This is a genomic window from Acinetobacter sp. RF15B, assembly GCF_007558235.1.
GTDB classification, from domain to species: Bacteria; Pseudomonadota; Gammaproteobacteria; order Pseudomonadales; family Moraxellaceae; genus Acinetobacter; species Acinetobacter lwoffii_C.
In genome coordinates this window covers 1-4,639 of sequence record NZ_VLSR01000040.1, presented here as the reverse complement: position 1 = coordinate 4,639, position 4,639 = coordinate 1, and the positions used below count along the sequence as shown (strand labels likewise).

The 4,639-nt window shown below is 36.1% G+C and carries 6 protein-coding genes; 5 read left to right on the top strand and 1 reads right to left on the bottom strand.

All coding sequences use genetic code 11. From position 1 onward, the window contains the following. Positions 1 to 318: 318 nt before the first annotated feature. The 5 genes from E2K74_RS14280 to E2K74_RS14260 all read left to right on the top strand — a co-directional run bounded on the left by E2K74_RS14280 (position 319) and on the right by E2K74_RS14260 (position 4,056). Positions 319 to 651 (top strand): plasmid mobilization protein, encoded by a 333-nt coding sequence (locus E2K74_RS14280; RefSeq protein WP_151205545.1) that lies wholly within the window; start codon positions 319 to 321, stop codon positions 649 to 651. Then, a complete protein-coding gene (locus tag E2K74_RS14275) occupies positions 641 to 2,266 on the top strand; it encodes a relaxase/mobilization nuclease domain-containing protein (RefSeq protein WP_151208223.1) in 1,626 nt (541 codons plus the stop codon). Before E2K74_RS14280 ends, E2K74_RS14275 begins: the two co-directional genes overlap by 11 nt. A gap of 76 nt (positions 2,267 to 2,342) precedes the next feature. Beyond that, positions 2,343 to 2,657, top strand: coding sequence for a type II toxin-antitoxin system Phd/YefM family antitoxin (locus E2K74_RS14270; protein ID WP_151205549.1), 315 nt, complete (start codon positions 2,343 to 2,345; stop codon positions 2,655 to 2,657). After that, positions 2,654 to 2,941 (top strand): type II toxin-antitoxin system RelE/ParE family toxin, encoded by a 288-nt coding sequence (locus E2K74_RS14265; RefSeq protein ID WP_151205548.1) that lies wholly within the window; start codon positions 2,654 to 2,656, stop codon positions 2,939 to 2,941. Before E2K74_RS14270 ends, E2K74_RS14265 begins: the two co-directional genes overlap by 4 nt. 233 nt (positions 2,942 to 3,174) lie before the next feature. After that, positions 3,175 to 4,056, top strand: coding sequence for a replication initiation protein (locus E2K74_RS14260; protein WP_151205547.1), 882 nt, complete (start codon positions 3,175 to 3,177; stop codon positions 4,054 to 4,056). Between the two features lie 60 nt (positions 4,057 to 4,116). On the opposite strand, the gene E2K74_RS14255 is transcribed toward E2K74_RS14260, so the two are convergent. Further along, entirely contained in the window at positions 4,117 to 4,560 is a 444-nt protein-coding gene (locus E2K74_RS14255; RefSeq protein WP_151205546.1) for a hypothetical protein, read from the bottom strand. Positions 4,561 to 4,639 lie beyond the last annotated feature (79 nt).

Here is a 4,639-nt window from a genome sequence, read left to right as displayed (position 1 = left end):
ACTTGTTGTTCCTAAATATATTAAAGTTGCTAATAAAAATTTATTCATAATTAAATACTTAATTAAAAAAATTAGCTGATTTTATCAGATTTTATTTAGAAATAATTACTTTATATAATATTTTTTTTTAAAAAAGGGCAAGGACACACAAAGGGTACTCTATACAAAAAATTAAGTTTTCGTTAGATTGCCTTTTGTGCCTTGCAAGGGAAGAATCCCTTGACCCTCTTTCGCCTTTTTGTGTTGCGGTAAATTGCCTTCATTTAGCAATTTGTCCTCACAAAAAAAGCCGATCCTATCCATGAAGTAGATTTAGTCATGACGAAGAAAGAAATCATCAAAAGACAAAAAGAGATCAAAGTCCGTTTGACCGAAGCTGAACATCAAGCCTTACTTGAACGAATGACAGGAGGAGAACTTGCGACTTGGATTAGGAATACTTGCCTAAATGAGAAACCGAATAAAAAAAGAAACTATAAAGTGGCAGATCCTCAACTCTTAGCGGCATTAGGACGCATTGGGGGAAATCTAAATCAGATTGCTAGACAAGCAAATACTGTGGAATCTGATTTAGAAAAAATTAGAGCTTTCGCAGAGTTGGCAGTTATTCGAGAACAATTGCAAGGAATCTTGGCTAATTATGATCGTTAAATTCTTGGGAAATAAAGGGGGAGGTAGTGCAGGTGCAACAATTGACTACTTACTTGGCAAAGATCGAGATAGACCAGGTGCGGTTTTACTGAGTGGAGATCCTGAGTTAACCCAACGATTGGCAGATAACCTGGACTTTCAGAATCGCTATACGGTTGGAGTACTTTCATTTGAAGAGTTAAACCTCGAAGAACAGCAAAAAGAAGCCATCATGCAGAGCTTTGAAGAAACATTACTTGCAGGTTTAGAGCGCGATCAATACGACATTACTTGGATAGAACACACTGATAAAGGGCGTTTAGAACTTAATTTCATTATTCCAAACGTGGAATTAAGTACAGGAAAAAGATTACAACCTTATTTTGATCAAGCTGACCGCCCACTTGTAGAAAACTGGAAGCAAGTCACTAATTTTGAGCATGGTTTAACAGATCCCCACGCACCAGAGAAAGCTCAAGCGGTTAAAACTTTGAATAGCCAAAACCTACCGCAAAGCGTTAAAGAAATTAAAGAGCAAATCGGGACTGCAATTGCTGAGCAAATTAGCAACGGCAATATTCAAAATAGGCAGGATGTAGTTAAAACCCTCAAGGGTGCAGGTTTTGAGATTGCTAGAGAAACAGATAGATCAATCAGTATTAAGAATCCTGACAGCAAGCGAAATATTCGTTTAGAAGGCGTAATTTATGAAAATCGACAATTTGATAAGCAATTTGCAGAAGAACACCGCCGAGCAGGACAGGATTATCAAAGAACAAGCCGAGAGCGTTACGAAACAGCACTTGGAAAGTTACAACGCCTTATTGAGAGCAAGCAGCAAGGAAACAGAGAAAATTTTAAGGTCAAACCTTCAAACCATCAAAGACCAGCAGCCGAAAATCAGAAACGCTTTGCGTTTGAATATTCTCACGGGAGCAATTCTGGGCATCTTGATTACAGTGTTTCTAGTCTTTCTTGGCGTCAATTGGTGGTTAGCGAAGCAAATCCAGAACAAGCAGCAGGAATTAGCCGAAATCAATCTCAAAGTAGAGCAGACACCTCTAGAAAAACAAATCTTGCGGAAGGTGACATTACACGAGAGCGAAGACAAGAAAACCTTATATATCATGGCGAAGAACAGCAAAAAAGCGGACGCTTACGAAACCACATCCAGTCAAATGGTACTGAAATTGGAAAAATAGAATCTAACTTTAAAACTCCTTTTGAAAATCCATTTAACCAGTCAAATGATGGAAAGGAGTTTTTGATGGATAGCGGAAGTTTATTTGAAAACTTAGCCACCTCAAAAGAAGCAAAGCAGGACGTAAAACAGAGTAATCTTAATCAAGCGGAACAAGATAATGCCAAACGACTTTATGAATCGCTACAAAGACTTATTGAACTCGTTAGAGAAGCAATTGAAAGAGCTAAACGCTATAAATCAAAATCAGAGCGAGCAGATCGAAACCTTGAGCATTCAGAATCAAGTATTGAGAAGTCAGAACGAGGAATTAGCCAGTCAAAATCAGCAATTAAACAATCTGAACAGCAAATTAAGAGAAGTGAACAGCAACTTAATCAACAAATGAAAGAAAAACAGGCTAACAGGAAAGCAAGTAGAGGTATTGAGCGTTAAGTTTAATAAATTACGCTAGACTACTTTTGATAAAAGTCTAAAATAGACAAAACGCCTACTTTTATGAGGTTTTAAAATGCAAGTTATTACAGCGAAAGATGCAAAATCACGCTTTGGTGAATTACTAGATACTATGCAGCGAGAGCCTGTATTAGTGACAAAGAATAAGCGCCCTGTTGGTGTTTTCTTGTCATTAAAAGACGTTAAAGGCACCCACTTAGAAAGCCTTTTTGATGTCCAAGATGATGACTATGAAGATTGGGAAAAAGAGAAAATTACAGAAGCGTTAAACGCTTTGAAATCACATCCATCTGATACGAAAGAAATGAAGTCAGTACATGCTACTGCAATGCAAAAAGCGCGAGACTTGGTAGCGAGCCGTAAAAGATGACCTATGAAGTTTCTTACTTGCCACAAGCAGAACAGGACTTAATTGAAATTTTGGCGTATGGCATAGAAACATGGGGAGAAAAGCTAGCAGAAAAGATGTATTTAAAAATTACTGAGCAGCTAGAAACCCTATATTTCTCACCAAAACGCACCAAAAGAAAGGGCAGTTTAGGAACAAGAGAAATGCTTATTTCTGACAGTCCATACCGTGCAATTATTCAAATTGATGAGGAAGCCAAGCGAGTTTTTATTTTAAGAATCTTGCATACTTCGAGAAATATTTAATTAGATTATATGCCGTATATTAGCAAAAAAACGGCTATAAAATTAAGAAAATCAATAACTTTTAAAGCTAGTAAAGTTGTGTTAGATTTTCTTTCAGGCGAAAAAAAAGCAGGTCGGCAAACCTACTTTTTTCTCATTGTTTAACAAATACTTAAAGCATCAGTAAACGCAAATTCGATACTTGTATTTTACTGATGTTTTGAGCATTTGCAACATACAGGACGTTGCAAAAGGTGAATAACGCTCAATTAAGCGATTTTTTTGAAAATCTTGCTCATAAACCATACTGTGCAGATGATTTATTGTATGGCTTACAAATAAGACCGAAAAAAACGGCAATCAATATGCAGTACATACAGGGTAATCAGCCTTGTATGCTTCATTACTTCTTTTTTGATATAGATCGTTCAGATGCTGTCATGGCATGGCATGACGAAAATTTGCCAATGCCCTATTGGACAGCACAGACCTTAAAAAATGGTCATGCTCATATTTGCTATAAATTAGAAATTCCACTGTGTACCAGTGAGTTTGGTAGTCAAAAAGCAATAGCCTATGCCTCAAAGGTTCAAGCAGGACTTGCCAATAAACTTGGGGCAGATGTTGGCTATAGTCATCTCATTACGAAGAATCCATTTCATAAAGATTGGCGTGTCACTTTTTGGAGTGAACAAGCTTATACGCTCGATTATTTGGCTGATTTTGTCGATTTACCTAAGAAACTAAGCAAGAAACAAGAGGTTTCAGGACTTGGACGCAACTGCACACTATTTGATACCGTGCGTAAATGGGCATATACGGCTGTAAGAGCGCATCGAGGTGGTATTTATAGTACCTGGCTAGAAGAAGTCACTAAACAGTGTTTAAGCGTAAATGAGGCATTTTTAGAGGCATTGCCGTATTCAGAAATTAAAGCTACTGCGAAAAGTATTGCTACGTATTGTTGGAAAAAAGACGCTTACTGTTATCAAGAGTTTATAGATCGCCAAAGTAGAAAAGGTGCTATAGGCGGTAAGAAGTCTAAATCAGGCGGTAGACCTGGGTTAGGCGAACCATGGAAAGAAATGGGGATTAGTAGGGCTACATATTTTAGAAGAAAAAAAGAGAGTTTATAAACTCTCTTTTTTTGAGACTAAACAAGCCTAAATCAGATATCAGCTGATTTCTAGGTTCTTTTATTTTGTTGCCCTTTTCATTTCGTTTAACTCTATTAGCATTTTATTTCTGTAATTATCATCTTGGGCTAGGTCTTCTAGTAATGTCATCGTTACGTTATATGTATTTTCTTCTTCTGCGTTAGATGTTCTTTTTTCTTCATATCCTATTCGGTTTTTCCCTGAGCTTGTCATTCCTTTGTATTTCTCTGGTCTTAAATATAAACCTACTCGTACAGAACTTGTTGTTTGATATGGGCTTATTTGGCTAATTGATGAAATTTTGATACCAGCATCATTTTTATCTAATATTTGGCATAGCTTTTGGTAATCCTTAAACTGAAAACCATTTTCTTTAATTTTTGTTGCTAGTTGTTCGTTAGCTACGTAATTAATTGAACAGTTAGATGCAAATGCACTTGTTGTTCCTAAATATATTAAAGTTGCTAATAAAAATTTATTCATAATTAAATACTTAATTAAAAAAATTAGCTGATTTTATCAGATTTTATTTAGAAATAATTACTTTATATAATATTTTTTT